A 15,176-nucleotide genomic window follows, 5' to 3' on the forward strand; every position below is an offset into this window, starting at 1 on the left:
GTGGTCGGGGCCGCGTCAGCCCCAGAGCCGCTCGCGATACGCCTCGAAGCAGCGCGCGCCGCAGCGTAGGCGGATCAGCGCGCCTTCGGCCATCGCCGTCGCGCGGCGGGGATCCTCTTCCACAGCCGGACGGATCGCCTCGCGATTCCAGTCCTCGCTGTGCTTGATGTCGAGCACGGCGTGCAGTGTGAAGTAGCGCGCTTCCTTTGGGCTCAGCCCCACGCGCTTCAGCCCTTCCGCCGTCGCTGCCGAGCGGCCGGGGGCTGTCAGCTCGATTACGCCCAGTGCGCCCACCGAATGCCAGGCATAGCGGCGGCTGCTCGCCATTGCCGTCATCGCATTGGCAAGGCAGAGGCTCTCCCACACGGTATTCTCGATCACCGGTGTGACGGCCAGCGTCTCGACCAACGCGTCTAGCATCGGTCCATGCATGCCCTTCTCGGTGCCATGGCCCATCTCGTCCCAATAATTGCGGGCGAGTTCGAGCTTGGGGCGCGTCGGCAGCTTGACTTGCGTCATCGCCACCAGGTCGTCGAATCCGGCTTCTCCGGCGGCTTCCTGTTCGAAGAACCATCGAAGCTGATCTCGATCCGCCTGCTCGGCCAGCCAGGGGAAGAGCGGATCGCCCTGGCCTGGACCGGTCGCTTTCAGCTCTTCGAACCAGGCGATAAAGCCATCGGCATCGGTCGGCGCGGCGGCCGCCTCGTCGGCGACCTCGGCGCGCAGTTCCTCAAGGAACGCGCCCTGCAGCCGCTCCATGCGAACGTCACGCTCGAACAGCCGCTGCCAGTCGTGGGACGGGAAGCCGGGTTCGAGCCGCTCCCGATTCCAGTGCGCGAGACCACGCTGGAAGCTGTCGGTCAGAAACTGCGAACGAAGGGGCTGCGCAAATTCGCGCGCGAGGGTGGCCATGGGGAAAACTCTCTCCTGCTTGGCCGCTTCAACTATCGGTCACTTGGCGGAGTTCCGATCCAATTAGCTGGATCAACCATCTGGCAGTCGTCAGCTGGCCATGTTAGCGATAACGCGAACAACGCGGAGCCTATCCGCAATCGGGGAGGAAATTGCATGAAAGCCATGGCCTTGGCGGCGCTGCTCGCCACCACCACGCTTGTCTCCGCGCCCGCCGGGGCGCAGACGAAGCCTGCCCTTATGCTGAATGACAGCGGCTATTTCGAAGCGCCCGGCGTAAACGTGCTGGTCTTCTCCAACTGGTATGACGGGCTGTTCGCCGATTCGAAGATCAGCGGCGTGGAAATCATCCATCAGGGCGAGCGTACCGCCACCAACGGCGATGTCCGCTTGTCCGCAACGCCGGGCCAGTGGGACGCGATCGGGCGGATGGTGAAGCGGACGGTGGATCCAAAGAGCGGGGCGATCGAGGCGCTGCTCGAATATCCCGACTACAAGTTCCAGTACCGCATCCGCGCCGAGCGCAAGGGCGAGAGCGTCACGATCGCCGTGCTGCTGGATCAGCCGCTGCCGGCGGCGCTGGCCGGCAAGGCGGGGTTCAACCTGGAATTCCTGCCCGCCGCCTATTTCCACAAGAGCGTGCTGGCCGATGGCAAGGCACAGACCTTCCCCCTCTATCCCGCGAGCGACATGGTGGCCGGCGGCGAACGCAATGCCGCCAGCGGCCGTGACTTTGGTCCAGGTGCCGAGCCGCTGCCGTTCGCGACCGGCAGCACGCTGGTGCTCGCGCCCGAAGATGCCGGGCGCCGGGTGACCATCCGATCCGCGACCGGGCCTATCGGCCTGTATGACGGGCGTGCCCAGGCGCAGAATGGCTGGTTCGTGGTGCGGGGCGTGCTCCCCTCCGACAAGACCGGCCGCGTGCTGGAATGGACGCTGACTCCCAACGCCGTGCCGGGCTGGACTCGGGCGCCGGTGATCGGCCATTCGCAGGTGGGCTATGCACCCGGCCAGGCCAAGACGGCTGTGATCGAGCTCGATCCCGCGATGAAGGCACCGCCCGCCACCGCCCGGTTGCTGCGCATTGGCGCCGACGGCAGCGCGACGCCGGTGCTGACCGCCGCCGCCAAGCCGTGGGGCAAGTATCTCCGCTACGCCTATCGCCAGTTCGATTTCTCGGCCGTTCGTACGCCCGGCCTATACCAGATCGATTATGCCGGGGTGCGCACCGCCAGCTTCCGCATCGGCGACGACGTCTATGCCACCGCGTGGCAGCCGACGCTCGACGTGTACATGCCTATCGCGATGGACCATATGCTGGTCAACGAGGCGTACCGCGTGTGGCATGGCGACAGCCATCGCGACGATGCCCGCCAGGCCCCGGTCAATCACGAGCACATCGATCTCTATCGTCAGGGGCCGACCACCGACACGCGCTTCAAGCCGGGCGAGCATGTTCCGGGGCTCGATGTCGGCGGCTGGCTCGACGCCGGCGATTTCGACATCCGTACCCAGACCCAATATGCGGTGGTGCGCCAGCTCGCCGAGATTTGGGAGCGCCATCAGGTGACGCGCGATCAGACGCTGGTCGATCACGATCTCCGCCGCGTCGAGATGCATGTGCCGGACGGCAAGGCCGATGTGCAGCAGCAGATCGAGCATGGCGTGCTCTACCTCGCCTCGATGTACGATGCGGTGGGCCATGCGGTGCACGGCGTGGTCGAGCCCGATGTCGCGCAGTACACCCATCTCGGTGACGCGGCGTCGAAGACCGATGGGCTGATCTATGATCCGTCGCTGAAGTTCGGCGAGCGCAAGGGCGGCCGCAGCGGCACGCCCGACGATCGCTGGGTGTTCACCACCCGCGCCAGCGCGCTCGATTATGGCAGCGTCGCCGCGCTCGCCGCCGCCAGCCGAGCGCTGCGGGGGCATAACGATGCGCTGGCCGACAAGGCGCTCAACCTCGCCAAAAAGGTGTGGGCCGAAGAGCAAAGCCACGCACCCTTCACCTACAGCCATGGCAACACCACCGGCAATTGGCTGCCCGGCGAACAGTTCGACGCGGCGGTGGAGCTGTTGGTCACCACCCGCGATCCGGCCTATGCCGCGCAGGTGCAGGCGCTCTGGCCGCAAATTGCTCCGCGCTTCGCCTTCTTCGCCCAGAGCGCGACCCAGGCGCTACCTTTCATGCCGGCGAGCTATCGTGATGCGGTCGCCGCCGCGGCGCGGACTTGGAAGGCCTCGTTCAAGCCCGAGAACCCGTACGGCGTGCCGATCACCACCGGCGGCTGGGCGGGCAATGGTGCGGTGATCGAGACCGGCCTTGCCGACTATGCCGTCCACAAGGCGTTCCCGGAGATCAGCGACGGCAGCCTCGTCTTCCGGGCGCTCGATTATCTCTACGGCACCCATCCGGGTTCGGACATCTCGTTCGTTTCGGGCGTCGGCACCGTTTCCAAGGAAGTCGCCTATGGCAGCAACCGCGCCGATTTCAGCTTTCTTGCCGGCGGCGTGGTGCCGGGCGCGTTGATCCTGAAGCCCGACTTTCCGGAGAACAGCGAAAGCTGGCCCTATTTCTGGGGCGAGAACGAATATGTCATCAACATGGGGCCGATCTATATCGCGCTCGTCCAGGCCGCGAACGACCTGCTGAAAACGCGTGCGCCGGGTGCATCCGCCCAGCCCAAGTAGGTAATTGCAACAATTGCACGCGCCTCGATAGGGCTGCATCGCCACGCGCGTCGCAGCCCTTAAGAGGTTTCATGTCCCGTATCGCTCACCCCGGACTCGCCGCCAAGGTCACCACCGCCGAGCACGCCGCCTCGTTCATCGCCAATGGCATGACCGTGGGGATGAGCGGCTTTACCGGTTCCGGCTATCCCAAGGCGGTGCCGACCGCGCTCGCCGCGCAGATCGAGGCGGAACATGCCGCCGGCAAGCCGATGCGGCTGAAAGTGTGGACCGGCGCGTCGACCGGCCCGGAGCTGGACGGCGCGCTCGCCCGCGTCGACGGCATCTCGGCGCGGCTGCCCTATAATTCCGATCCCATCGCCCGCGAGAAGATCAACGCCGGCGAGATGGACTATGTCGATCTGCACTTGAGCCAGGTGGCGCCGCTCGCCTGGGAGGGATTTCTCGGGCCGCTGGACGTCGCGGTGATTGAGGTTGCCGGTATTCGCGAAGACGGCTCGCTGATCCCCTCCACCTCGGTCGGCAACAACAAGACCTGGCTCGATGTCGCCAAGCGCGTGATCCTGGAGGTCAACAGCTGGCAGAACCCGGCGCTGGAGGGGATGCACGACATCTATTACGGGACTGCGCTGCCGCCCAACCGCGTGCCGATCCCGCTCACGGCCCCCGATCAGCGCATCGGCCAGCCGACGCTGCGCTGCGATCCGCACAAGGTGATCGCGGTGGTCGAGACCAACGCCCCCGATCGCAACCTGCCCTTCGCCGCACCCGATTCCAGCGCGCTTGCCATCGCGCAGCACCTGATCGAGTTCTTCCGCCACGAAGTCGGCAAGGGCCGGTTGCCGCCGTCGCTGCTGCCGCTGCAATCGGGCGTGGGCAACATCGCCAATGCGGTGCTCGCCGGGCTGCTGACCGCGCCGTTCGAGAACCTCACCGCCTATACCGAGGTGCTGCAGGACGGGATGCTCGACCTGCTCGCCGCCGGCAAGCTGCGCATGGCGAGCTGCACCGCCTTCTCGCTGAGCCCCACCGCCGCCGAACGGCTGAACCAGGATCTCGATTGCTTCCGCGATCGGATCCTGCTGCGCTCGCAGGAGATCAGCAACCATCCGGAGGTGGTGCGTCGCCTTGGCTGCCTGGCGATGAACGGGATGATCGAGGCGGATCTGTACGGCAACGTCAATTCCACCCACATCATGGGTTCGCGCATCCAGAACGGCATCGGCGGATCGGGCGACTTCGCGCGCAATGCCTATATCTCGATCTTCATGTCGCCCTCGACCGCGAAGGGCGGTGCGATCTCGGCGATCGTGCCGCACGTTGCCCATGTCGATCACATCGCGCAGGACGTGCAGATTGTGGTGACCGAGCAGGGCCTGGCCGATCTGCGCGGCCTCGCGCCCCGCAAGCGCGCCGAGCAGGTGATCGAACGCTGCGCCCACCCCAGCTACAAGCCGATGCTGCGCGACTATTATGAGCGCGCGCTGGCGGGCAGCTATGGCAAGCAGACCCCCATGCTGCCGGGCGAAGCCTTCGCCTGGCACCAGCGCTTCGTGCAAACGGGGACGATGCAGGGCTGAGCGCGGGATTCAGCCGCGGTGGCGGCTGACATAGGCGAGGATGTCTTCCGGCGTGCGGAACAGCGCGTCGGGAGACATGCCGCGCAGCAGATCCTCCGCGGCATAGCCCCATAGAACCGATCCGGCGCGCATCCCCACTTCGCGCGCGGCATCGACGTCGCGGGTCTCGTCGCCGATCGCCAGTGCTGCGTTCGGCGCGACGCCCATCTTGCGCAGCACCCGGCGAAACTTGGGTGCCTTGCCGAACAGCGAGGAGCCGCAGGCATAGCAATGGATCTGTGCCGCATGCTGGGGCCCCAGGATCTTGCGGGCATTGGCTTCGGAATTGGACGTGACGAGCGCCAGCTTTACGCCGGTTTCGACCAGCCGCTCCAGCAGGTTCGGCGTGCCGGGAAACAGTTCGATCCGATGGGCCTCGCGGCTGACTAGCTTGCGGACGTAGCGCGCGATCCACGGCATCTTCCAGCGCGCAATGCCAAGGAATTCGATCACCTCGCGCGAACTCTTGCGGCGGAGCAGCTCCACTTCATCCGGCGCGATCTTGCGGAAGCGGAAGCGTTCGGCGAGATCGTTGGCGACCGAGACGAACCAGTCACCGCTGTCGGACAGGGTACCGTCGAAATCGAAAATGACGAGATCCAGGGGCTGGGATGTCGCGACACCCCGTTCAGCCATGTCTGCCACCAGTTCCATGCATCCGGCACTCCGCCCCGTCGCCCAGTTCGATTTGTATCGTACAGTGATCGATCCGGAAATCCTGTGCGAGACGTTGCTGCAGATCCATCAGGAAAGCGTCCCCCGGATGACCGGCGGGCATCACCAGATGCGCGGTGAGCGCAGCTTCCGTGGTACTCATCGGCCAGACATGAAGATCGTGGACGCGGGTGACGCCGGGCTGGCCGAGCAGCGTCGTTTCCACGGCTTCTAGATCGATGCGGTCGGGCACCGCCTGCAGCACCATCGTCAGCGATTCGCGCAGCAGCCCCCAGGTGCCGACCAGGATGACCAGCACCACCAGCAGGCTGATCGCCGGATCGATCCAGCGCAGCCCGGTCCACCAGATCAGCGCGCCGGCGAGCACCACCGCCACCGACACCGCCGCATCGGCAGCCATGTGGAGATAGGCGCCGCGGATGTTGATGTCGTGCTCCCGCCCGCGGGCGAACAGCAGGGCGGTGCCCAGGTTCACGAGGATTCCTGTCCCGGCGACGAGCATCACCGGCATCGGCGCGACGGCGGGCGGATCGGCCAGGCGCTGAATCGCCTCGAGCAGGATCGCGCCCACGGCGAGCAGCAGCAGCAGCGCATTGGCCAGCGCGGCAAGGATCGAGGACGCACCCAGGCCATAGGTGAAGCGGCGGGTGGCAGGGCGCTTGCCCAGTTCCGCGCCGACCCAGGCGATGAGCAGGCCGAGCACGTCCGAAAGATTGTGTCCCGCATCAGCGAGCAGCGCCATCGATCCGGTCCACAGGCCGGCGCCGCCTTCGATCAGCACGAAGCCGATGTTGAGCGCCGTGCCGATGGCGAAGGCGCGGCCGAAATCGGCGGGAGCATGGCTATGGCCGTGATGATGGCCATGGCCGTGCGCATGGCCATGATCGTGACCATGGCCATGATGGCGTGCGTGTGAATGATCCCCGGACATGCGTAACGATCCTAGCGGGCGGGCATCCCGGGATGCCAGCCCCTTGTGCCGAACGGAGGCGCGTTCATCGACGGCCGCGCTTGCCATTCATGGGATTGAATGCCGGCGGCCGGATCGTCACCAGCTCGCTGCGCTCTATGGCGCCATCCTTGTTTCTGTCGAATCGGGCGTAGATCGCATCGAATCGCGCCTGGAACTCGGCCCAGCTGATCCGGTTGTCCCCGTCGCGATCCAGCTCGAACGGGCTGGGCAGCGTGTTGCGGTCGCCCATCCAACGCAGCGACCAGTCCGAATAGGCGATATAGCCGAGGCTGCCGGCATGGGCGGCATCGGCGCTGTCGAAGCTGCGCTTGAGGCCCGTGTCGAACTCGACGCGGGTGACGCGTGCGTCGCCATCCGCATCGAAGCCGGCTATCAGCAGCGCGATGGGTTCGGCGATCACCGTTGCCTGGGGCTGCGGCGTAGGCGCACCGGGGGCGATTGGCGTCGGCGGCGCAGCCCGGTCCTGCGCAAAAGCGTGAAAGGGAAAGGTGCAGGCGGCAAGCAACAGGAACAGGCGCATCAAACCCTCGTCATCGGCCGGGCAGCAGGGAGAAACTGGTCCGGAGCGCTCTCGATAGCCGCATTCTCGGGCTAGCGCATAGATGCGTCAGCTGCTGGCCGCTGCACAAACCGATCCCGCACGCCGCGAACCTTGCTCCAGCACGACAACGGCAGCGGCGCCGATCAGATAGGCCGCGAAATCCTTCCAGTCGAATCCGGTGCCCAGAAGCGCGCGGGCAGCGGCGAGCTGCCTAGGCCGAGATGCCGTACCAGATGAAAATACTGCGAAATCTCGATCGCGAACGCGAGCAGGGTTGCCGCCAAGATAGCGCGGCCGGGGCGGATCGTGGTGGTTGCGCGCAGTGCCAGATAGACGAGCACCACTGCCAGGCTGTCCCCCGCATAGGGGCGGATGACCGGATCGTGCAACCAGAGCGCGATGGCCGCTTCAACGGCGAACAGCACGACCGCCGCCAGCGCGTAACCCCAGCGTATTTGGACCCAAGGGCGCGGAGCGGACGGCAGCGAACGGCCCCCCGCGTTACCGGCCGGGCAGCAGCAGGCTGGAATCGCCGTAGCTGTAGAAGCGATAGCCGTTTGCGATGGCGTGCGCATAGGCCGCCTGCATGCGATCCAGCCCCATCAACGCGGATACCAGCATGAACAGCGTCGAGCGCGGCAGGTGGAAGTTGGTGACCAGCCCGTCGACGCCCTTGAAGCGGTAGCCGGGGGTGATGAAGATCGCGGTGTCGCCTTCGAAGGCCCGGATCACGCGATCGTCGTCGGCAGCGCTTTCGAGCAGGCGCAGGCTGGTGGTGCCGACAGCGATGATGCGATTGCCGGCGGCGCGCACGGCATTGAGGCGATCCGCCACCTCGGGTGTGATCCGGCCCCATTCTGCATGCATTTTGTGGTCGGCGGTGTCCTCCGCCTTCACCGGCAGGAAGGTGCCGGCGCCGACATGCAGCGTAAGAGTGGTGTGGCCGATCCCCGCCGCCTCCAGCGAGGCCATCAAGGCTGGCGTGAAATGCAGCGCGGCGGTGGGGGCGGCGACGGCGCCTGGCTCTGCCGCGAACATCGTCTGATAGTCCTCGGCATCGCGCGCGTCGGTCGGGCGCTTGGAGGCGATATAGGGCGGCAAGGGCATACGGCCGCAGCGTTCGAGCAGCAGCTCGACCGGCTCGTCGCCCTGGAAATCGAGTGCGAAGCTGCCATCCTCGACGCGCTCGGAGGCGATGGCGACCGCGCCCGGCCCGAAGTCGATGGCGTCGCCGTCGCGCAGCCGCTTCGCGTTGCGAATAAAGGCACGCCAGCGGCGCGGGCCTTCGCGCTTGTGGAGCGTTGCGCCGATCCGCGCCTCCCCACGCGTCCCTTCCAGCTGGGCCGGGATGACGCGCGTGTCGTTAAACACCAGGCAATCCCCGGGTCGAAGCTGCCCGGCGAGATCGCCGACGATCGCATCGCGCGTCTCCATCCCGTCCAGCACGAGCAGACGAGCGGAATCGCGGGGTGAGGCGGGCCGAAGGGCGATCCGCTCGTTCGGCAGTTCAAAATCGAAAAGGTCGACGTTCACGGCGCTGGCGCGATCACTTCTTCTTCGGCGCCGGCTTCTTCGCGGCCGGTACCGGCTTCTTCACCGGCGGCTTGGCGGGCGTCTCGGGCAGCAGCATCGGCGCGGCTGCTGCCGGGGCGGTGGGGGCGAGCGGCTGATAGGGCGGGGGATTGTCCGATTGGATATAGGCGTGGACGATCACCGTGGGGTTCTGCGGCGGCTCGCCGCGCTGGATCTTGTCGACCCATTCCATGCCGGAGATGACGCGGCCGAACACGGTATAGTCATGGTCGAAGGCCAGCTTTGGCTGCATCATGATGAAGAACTGGCTGTTGGCGCTGTTCTCCGCTTCGGTCTTCTGCTCGGGCGTGGCGTTGTCCGGCGCACCGCGCCGCGCAGCCGAAACGCTGCCGCGGACGTGCGGCAGCGAGCTGAATTCGGCGGGCACGTTGGGCAGATCCGAATCGCCCGTGCCGTCGCCCTTGGGATCGCCGCCCTGCGCGATATTATAGGGATCGTCGACGACGCGGTGGAAGGTGAGGCCGTCGTAGAAATGACGGCGCGTGAGCGTCTTGATCCGCTCGACCATCTTCGGCGCCACGTCCGGGCGAAGCCGGATCAGCACGCGGCCGCCGGTGGAAAGATCGAGAACCCAGGTGTTCTCGGGATCGGCCTGCACCAGCACGGAGGGCCGGGCGGCGGCATCGGCATTCACGCCACGAAACGGCTCGATCACCGGCTGCGGCTTCCCGCCACCCTGGGCCAATGCCGGTACGGCAAACAGCGTGGCAGCCATGGCGGCCAATGTGGCTAGGAAACGCATTGAACTTCCCACTCGCTCTAGATGAAGGCGCGGCTCTAACCCAATCGCCGGGCGCCGCAAAGCCCGGCGCGAAACGCTGCGATCAGCGGCTGCCCTTGCGGCCGATCTGGTCGATCCGGGCGACGACATCGGCTTCGACCGAAGGCGTGACGAAACGATGGATCGGGCCGCCATAGAGCGCGATTTCCTTGACCAGCCGGCTGGCGATCGGCTGGAGCGATACGTCCGCCATCAGGAAAACCGTCTCGATGCGATCGTTGATCTGCTGGTTCATGCCAGCCATCTGATATTCGTATTCGAAATCGGCGACGGCGCGCAGCCCGCGGATGATCACGCTCGCGCGCTCCCGCTCCGCAAAGTCCATCAAAAGCGAATCAAAGCTGACGACGGTGACGTCGCCGGCAGTGCCCTCTACCTCGCGCTCGACCATCGCCATCCGTTCCTCCACCGTGAACAGGGGCGATTTGGAGGGATTGGTCGTCACGCCTATCACCAGCCGATCGACGAGCTTCGCGCCGCGCCGGATGATGTCCATGTGGCCGCGCGTGATCGGATCGAACGTGCCGGGATAAACGCCGATACGGGTATGCATGGATGGAGCCCTCCCCGGGCTTAGCGATCGCGTTCCAAGGTGAACCGGGCAATGTCGCGCAGCAGATCGGCTTCGGGGCCGTAGGCGTGGAGATGGGTGATCGCCTGATCGACCAGCATCCGTGCCTGTTCGCGCGCGCGATCGATGCCGAGCAGCGACAGGAACGTTTCCTTGCCGGCGTCTCCGTCCTTGCCCAACTTCTTGCCGACCAGCGCCTCGTCGCCTTCCGCATCGAGGATATCGTCGACGATCTGGAAGGCGAGGCCGATATCGCGGGCATAGCCTCGAAGGCCGGTGCGGCCTTCGGGCGCGACGCGGCCCAGGATCGCGGCACATTCGACGGCACAGCTGATCAGCGCCCCGGTCTTCATCGCCTGGAGCCGGGTGACGGTGGCGAGATCGAAGCTCGCCTTTTCCGCTTCCAGATCCATCATCTGGCCGCCCGCCATGCCGGAGGGGCCGGAAGCGCGCGCGAGTTCGGAAATCAGATCGACCCGGACGAAGGGGTCGGGGTGCGTCGCTTCGTGCGCCAGCAGCTCGAACGCCAGGTCGTGAAGGCAATCGCCCGCCAAGATGGCGGTGGCCTCGTCGAACGCCTTGTGCACCGTCGGCTTGCCCCGGCGCATGTCGTCATCGTCCATTGCGGGCAGATCGTCATGGATCAGCGAATAGACGTGGATGCATTCGAGCGCGGTCGCGACGCGGGCGGCGCAGCTCTTGTCGACAGCGAAAAGCTGGGCGGTGGCGAACACCAGTAGCGGGCGCAGCCGCTTGCCGCCGCCGATCGCCGCGTGCCGCATCGCCCGATAGAGGTCCGCCCGGGGATCGTCGGGCACTTCCAGCAGCCGATCGAACTGCGCATCGATCTCGGCCGCCACCTGGCGCAGTGCCGATTCGAGCGCGAGCGAAGCATGGGTCACGCTCGCCACGCCTCAGCCCGCTGCGAAGGGCGTGGTGCCGGCGGCGCGGCCGTCGGCATCGGTGCGGATCGCTTCGATCCGGGCCTGCGCCGCATCGAGCCGCGCGGCGCATTGCCGGCGCAGCTGGTCGCCGCGCTCATAGAGGTCGATCGCCTCCTGCAGGGCCGCTTCGCCGCTCTCCAGCCGGCTCACGATCTTCTCGAGTTCCTTCAGCGCCTCTTCGAAGGAGAGGGCCGTGATGTCCGCTTGTTCCGCCATGGTGACGCTATGCGGCAGGGCGGGGCCCGATGGCAACCGGGCCCCACAGCAATTTACTGGCCGGCGGGCTTGGCTGGCGTGCGATAGCGATCGAACCAGGCGAGAATGGCCGCCGCCTTGGCCGCCGACTGGCTCGGTCGTGCGGTGAATCCGCCATGGCTGGCGCCCGGCACCTTCACCAGCGCGGTCGGCACGCCGCGGATCTGGAGCGCGGCATAATATTGCTCCGATTCGCTGACCGGCGTGCGATAGTCCTCGCTGCCGACGACGACGAGCGTCGGGGTCCTGACGTTGCCGACCAGGCTGAGCGGCGAGCGGTTCCAATAGCTCATCGGATCCTCCCAGGGCTGCTTGGCGAACCAGTAGCGCGAGGTGAAGCCGGTCGCGTCCATGGTCAGCGCCTCGCTGATCCAGTTGATCACCGGCTTCTGCGTGGCGGCGGCCTTGAAGCGATCGTTCTTGCCGACGATCCAGGCGGTGAGCACGCCGCCGCCCGATCCGCCGGTGACGAACAAATTGTCCGGATCGGCGACTCCCGCCGCGACCGCCGCGTCCACCGCAGCCATCAGGTCCCCATAATCGTCACCCGGGTACTTCTTGTCGATCAGGTCGGCGAATTCTTCGCCGTAGGACGTGCTGCCGCGCGGATTGGCATAGAGCACTGCATAGCCGTGCGCGGCGTAGAGCTGATAGTCGGTCGAGAAGCCGGGGCCATAGGCCGTGTGCGGGCCGCCATGGATCTCGAGGATGGTCGGCACGCGGGTGCCGGGCTTCATGCCTGGCGGGGTGACCAGCCAGGCGTCGATCGTGCGGCCATCGGGCGCGGTCACCGCCAGCGGAGTCACCGGGGCAAGCGTCTTGGCGGCGAGGACGGTGTCGTTGAGGTGGGTCAGGCGCTTGCCGTTCACATAGATATCGGCCGGGTGCAGCGCATCGCCGCCGGTATAGGCGATGGTGCCGCCCGCGGAGACCGAGAAGTCGCCGCCGGTATAGGGCCGGTCGAGCCCGCCGCCGCCAAGGCCTGTCGCGACGGTGGTTGCCTTGCCGTCGAGCCCGATGCGGGCGACGAGCTTGTGGCCGTGATCGTCATAGGAAACGAACAGGCTGCGGCCGTCCTTGGCCCACACCGCGCCGTCGATGCTCTTGTCGAGCCCGGCGGTGAGCGACCGGCTGCCGCTGCCGTCGCGGTTCATCACGTAGAGCTGGGTGTTCTGGAAGCTGCGATGCGTGTCGTCGAAGCCGAGATAGGCGATGCGAGCCCCGTCGGGCGAAAGCACCGGTGCCGCATCGGGGCCGTAGCGCTTGGTCAGCGGGGTCAGCGTGCCGGAGATCACGTCGACGGCGTAGATTTCGCTGTCATTGGGCTCGCGCTCCCAATCCTCGCGACGATTGCTGCCGAAGAAGATCGTGCGGCCGTCGTTCGACCAGGCGAGCGGGCCGGCATCGTCGGACTTGCCGAAGGTGACCTGGCGCGGCGCGCCGCCATCCGCCGCAACGACGAAGATATGGTCCGCGCCGGGCTTGAGATAGCCGCCGCCATCGGCGCGGTAGGTAACGCGGTCGATGATCTCCAGCGGCTCGGCCCATTTGGCACCCTCGGGCTTGGGCGGCTGGCTGCCGAGCTTCATGCCTTCGCCGGGCACGGTCATGGTATAGGCGATCTGCTTGCCGTCGGGCGACCAGGTGATTGCCTGTGGACTGTCCGGCAGGCCCGTAATGCGGGCGGTGGCACCGGTCGCGATCCAGCGGACGAATAGCTGCGGCGCGCCACCCTCGGCGCTGGAGACATAGGCGAGGCGCGTGCCGTCGGGAGACCAGCGCGGCTGGCTGTGCGAACCGGGGCCAGCGACCAGGGGGGCCTGGTCGCCGGTCTTCACATCTATCAGCCAGATTGCCCCGCGGGTACGATCGGTCATGATGTCAGCCGATTGGCGGACATAGGCAATCTTGCTGCCGTCCGGGCTGATCTGTGGATCGCTCGCCTGCTCCAGCGCGAACAAGTCGCTGCCGGTGAACAGGCGGGTAGGGCCGTTCTGCGCGGCCGCGGCGATGGGCATTGCGGCGCTGAGAAGCAGCGCGAGTGTAATGAAGCGCATGTTCGAGATATCCCCCGGATGTCGTGGGCGTAAGGTGCTTCGGGCGTCGTGTGTTTGGCAAGCGATCTACCGAAAATGATTTGCCGCGAGGTCGATTGCCGCGGTGGCACCACGCGCCTAGCTCGGCGTTGGGCGAAGCGAAGGAGACTTGCGGATGTTCGAAATCATCAACCCCGCGACGGGCGAAACCGTTGAGCGCGTCGCCGAGTTGGACGATGCCGCCATCGAGGCGGCGCTAGCGCGCGCGGCGGCCGAGTACCGGCGATGGCGGCAGACGCCGATCGAAACGCGCACTGCGCTGCTGAACCAGATCGCTGATATCTGGGACGCGAACAAGCAGTACCTCGCCGAACTGGCGGTGCGCGAGATGGGCAAAACCATCACCGGGGCGATCGCCGAGGTGGAGAAATGTATCTCCGGCTTCCGCCATTATGCCCAGCATGGTCCCGCCTATCTTGAACCAACTAAGGTGAAGACGCCGACCGGCCATGCCGTCGCGCGCTGGCTGCCGCTGGGGCCGGTGCTCGCCGTGATGCCGTGGAATTTCCCGTACTGGCAGGCAGTGCGCTTCTTGGCCCCGACGATCCTTGCCGGTAATGTCGCACTGCTCAAGCACGCCTCGAGCGTCCAGGGCTGCGCGGCGGCTATGGAAGATATGGCGCGGAAGGCGGGCGCGCCCGAGGGGCTGTTCCAGAACCTCGCGATCAAGTCGAACAAGGTTGATGCCATCATCGCCGACAAGCGGGTCGTGGCGGTAACACTCACTGGCAGCGAAGGCGCGGGGGCCAAGGTGGCAGAGGCCGCGGGGCGGGCGCTCAAGAAGGTTGTCCTAGAACTGGGCGGTTCCGATCCATTCATCGTCATGCCTTCGGCCGATCTCGATGCCGCCGTGAAAACAGCCGTCACAGCCCGGGTGCAGAATGCGGGCCAGAGTTGCATTTGCTCGAAGCGGATGATCGTCCATGCCGACGTGTACGATAGCTTCTTGGAGAAGTTCGTCGCAGGCATGGAAGCGGTGCAGATCGGTGATCCCATGGAAAAGGCGACGGCAATGGGGCCGCTCTCCAGCGTGCAGCAGCGCGATACCGTTCTGGAGCAGGTCGCCAAGGCACGAGGCGCGGGCGCAAAGCTACTGACCGGCGGCACCAAGATTGAGCGGCAGGGTGCTTGGATGACGCCGGGCGTGCTCGTCGATCTCGATCCGGAAAGCGACGTCGCTAAGGAGGAGATCTTCGGGCCAGTCGCTGCGGTGTACAAGGTGCCTGACATCGACGCGGCGATCACGCTAGCGAACGATGTGCCTTATGGCCTTGGTTCGTCGGTATGGACGCAGGACGAGGGTGAAATCGAGCGGTTTGCCCAAGACATCGAAGCGGGGATGACGGCGGTGAATTCGCTTCTCGCGTCGGTACCCGAAGCGCCGTTCGGGGGCGTGAAGCTTTCCGGTCATGGCCGGGAACTCGGCCCTTGGGGGCTGCACGAGTTCATGAACCTGAAGGCGGTGATGTTCGGCGGAGGCAACACGCCGGGCGATTGACGCAATGAGCGGGAGGGAAGGCCGCGA

14 protein-coding genes are annotated in these 15,176 nt (G+C 66.3%); 3 read left to right on the forward strand and 11 right to left on the reverse strand.

Features of this window, described 5'->3' with window-relative positions:
• Nucleotides 1-15 precede the first annotated feature (15 nt).
• Nucleotides 16-912 (reverse strand): iron-containing redox enzyme family protein, encoded by an 897-nt coding sequence (locus ACNFJ7_RS15730; protein WP_019370778.1) that lies wholly within the window; start codon nt 910-912, stop codon nt 16-18.
• A gap of 156 nt (nt 913-1,068) precedes the next feature.
• Here ACNFJ7_RS15730 and ACNFJ7_RS15735 point away from each other — a divergent pair, with 156 nt between their 5' ends.
• Nucleotides 1,069-3,603, forward strand: coding sequence for a glycoside hydrolase family 9 protein (locus tag ACNFJ7_RS15735; RefSeq protein ID WP_026009350.1), 2,535 nt, complete (start codon nt 1,069-1,071; stop codon nt 3,601-3,603).
• A gap of 71 nt (nt 3,604-3,674) precedes the next feature.
• Complete coding sequence (locus ACNFJ7_RS15740) at nt 3,675-5,183, forward strand: acetyl-CoA hydrolase/transferase family protein (protein ID WP_019370780.1); 1,509 nt, start codon at nt 3,675-3,677, stop codon at nt 5,181-5,183.
• Nucleotides 5,184-5,192: 9 nt separating this feature from the next.
• Here ACNFJ7_RS15740 and ACNFJ7_RS15745 read toward each other — a convergent pair whose 3' ends face one another.
• From ACNFJ7_RS15745 to ACNFJ7_RS15790, 10 genes are all read right to left on the reverse strand, one after another.
• Nucleotides 5,193-5,858, reverse strand: coding sequence for an HAD hydrolase-like protein (locus ACNFJ7_RS15745; protein WP_037514040.1), 666 nt, complete (start codon nt 5,856-5,858; stop codon nt 5,193-5,195).
• The gene (locus tag ACNFJ7_RS15750) at nt 5,851-6,828 is read right to left on the reverse strand and encodes a cation diffusion facilitator family transporter (protein ID WP_019370782.1); all 978 of its coding nucleotides are present in this window, start codon (nt 6,826-6,828) and stop codon (nt 5,851-5,853) included. The genes ACNFJ7_RS15745 and ACNFJ7_RS15750 overlap by 8 nt, the downstream gene beginning before the upstream one ends.
• Before the next feature lie 64 nt (nt 6,829-6,892).
• Entirely contained in the window at nt 6,893-7,390 is a 498-nt protein-coding gene (locus tag ACNFJ7_RS15755) for an EF-hand domain-containing protein (RefSeq protein ID WP_019370783.1), read from the reverse strand.
• A gap of 164 nt (nt 7,391-7,554) precedes the next feature.
• A complete protein-coding gene (locus ACNFJ7_RS15760; RefSeq protein WP_050990208.1) occupies nt 7,555-7,836 on the reverse strand; it encodes a DUF2809 domain-containing protein in 282 nt (93 codons plus the stop codon).
• Between the two features lie 76 nt (nt 7,837-7,912).
• Complete coding sequence (gene queA, locus ACNFJ7_RS15765; protein ID WP_019370784.1) at nt 7,913-8,944, reverse strand: tRNA preQ1(34) S-adenosylmethionine ribosyltransferase-isomerase QueA; 1,032 nt, start codon at nt 8,942-8,944, stop codon at nt 7,913-7,915.
• A gap of 13 nt (nt 8,945-8,957) precedes the next feature.
• Complete coding sequence (locus ACNFJ7_RS15770) at nt 8,958-9,746, reverse strand: peptidylprolyl isomerase (protein WP_026009352.1); 789 nt, start codon at nt 9,744-9,746, stop codon at nt 8,958-8,960.
• A gap of 82 nt (nt 9,747-9,828) precedes the next feature.
• Complete coding sequence (gene coaD / locus ACNFJ7_RS15775) at nt 9,829-10,338, reverse strand: pantetheine-phosphate adenylyltransferase (protein WP_019370786.1); 510 nt, start codon at nt 10,336-10,338, stop codon at nt 9,829-9,831.
• 20 nt (nt 10,339-10,358) lie between these two features.
• Entirely contained in the window at nt 10,359-11,267 is a 909-nt protein-coding gene (locus ACNFJ7_RS15780; protein WP_019370787.1) for a polyprenyl synthetase family protein, read from the reverse strand.
• 3 nt (nt 11,268-11,270) lie between these two features.
• Nucleotides 11,271-11,516, reverse strand: coding sequence for an exodeoxyribonuclease VII small subunit (locus tag ACNFJ7_RS15785; RefSeq protein WP_010544449.1), 246 nt, complete (start codon nt 11,514-11,516; stop codon nt 11,271-11,273).
• A gap of 53 nt (nt 11,517-11,569) precedes the next feature.
• Nucleotides 11,570-13,612, reverse strand: a complete 2,043-nt coding sequence (locus ACNFJ7_RS15790) for a S9 family peptidase (protein WP_019370788.1) — start codon at nt 13,610-13,612, stop codon at nt 11,570-11,572.
• A 154-nt stretch (nt 13,613-13,766) separates the two neighbouring features.
• Here ACNFJ7_RS15790 and ACNFJ7_RS15795 point away from each other — a divergent pair, with 154 nt between their 5' ends.
• Complete coding sequence (locus ACNFJ7_RS15795) at nt 13,767-15,149, forward strand: NAD-dependent succinate-semialdehyde dehydrogenase (protein WP_019370789.1); 1,383 nt, start codon at nt 13,767-13,769, stop codon at nt 15,147-15,149.
• The last annotated feature ends 27 nt before the right edge of the window (nt 15,150-15,176 follow it).

The organism is Sphingomonas sp. HT-1, assembly GCF_048568905.1.
GTDB lineage: Bacteria > Pseudomonadota > Alphaproteobacteria > Sphingomonadales > Sphingomonadaceae > Sphingomonas.

Excerpts from the sequence above, each read along its gene's own strand:
- ACNFJ7_RS15745 (WP_037514040.1), bottom strand. The coding sequence starts at position 5,858 with ATGGCTGAACGGGGTGTCGCGACATCCCAGCCCCTGGATCTCGTCATT.
- ACNFJ7_RS15735 (WP_026009350.1), top strand. The coding sequence starts at position 1,069 with ATGAAAGCCATGGCCTTGGCGGCGCTGCTCGCCACCACCACGCTTGTC.
- ACNFJ7_RS15785 (WP_010544449.1), bottom strand. The coding sequence starts at position 11,516 with ATGGCGGAACAAGCGGACATCACGGCCCTCTCCTTCGAAGAGGCGCTG.
- coaD (WP_019370786.1), bottom strand. The coding sequence starts at position 10,338 with ATGCATACCCGTATCGGCGTTTATCCCGGCACGTTCGATCCGATCACG.
- ACNFJ7_RS15770 (WP_026009352.1), bottom strand. The coding sequence starts at position 9,746 with ATGCGTTTCCTAGCCACATTGGCCGCCATGGCTGCCACGCTGTTTGCC.
- ACNFJ7_RS15790 (WP_019370788.1), bottom strand. The coding sequence starts at position 13,612 with ATGCGCTTCATTACACTCGCGCTGCTTCTCAGCGCCGCAATGCCCATC.
- ACNFJ7_RS15795 (WP_019370789.1), top strand. The coding sequence starts at position 13,767 with ATGTTCGAAATCATCAACCCCGCGACGGGCGAAACCGTTGAGCGCGTC.
- ACNFJ7_RS15730 (WP_019370778.1), bottom strand. The coding sequence starts at position 912 with ATGGCCACCCTCGCGCGCGAATTTGCGCAGCCCCTTCGTTCGCAGTTT.
- ACNFJ7_RS15740 (WP_019370780.1), top strand. The coding sequence starts at position 3,675 with ATGTCCCGTATCGCTCACCCCGGACTCGCCGCCAAGGTCACCACCGCC.
- ACNFJ7_RS15755 (WP_019370783.1), bottom strand. The coding sequence starts at position 7,390 with ATGCGCCTGTTCCTGTTGCTTGCCGCCTGCACCTTTCCCTTTCACGCT.
- ACNFJ7_RS15750 (WP_019370782.1), bottom strand. The coding sequence starts at position 6,828 with ATGTCCGGGGATCATTCACACGCACGCCATCATGGCCATGGTCACGAT.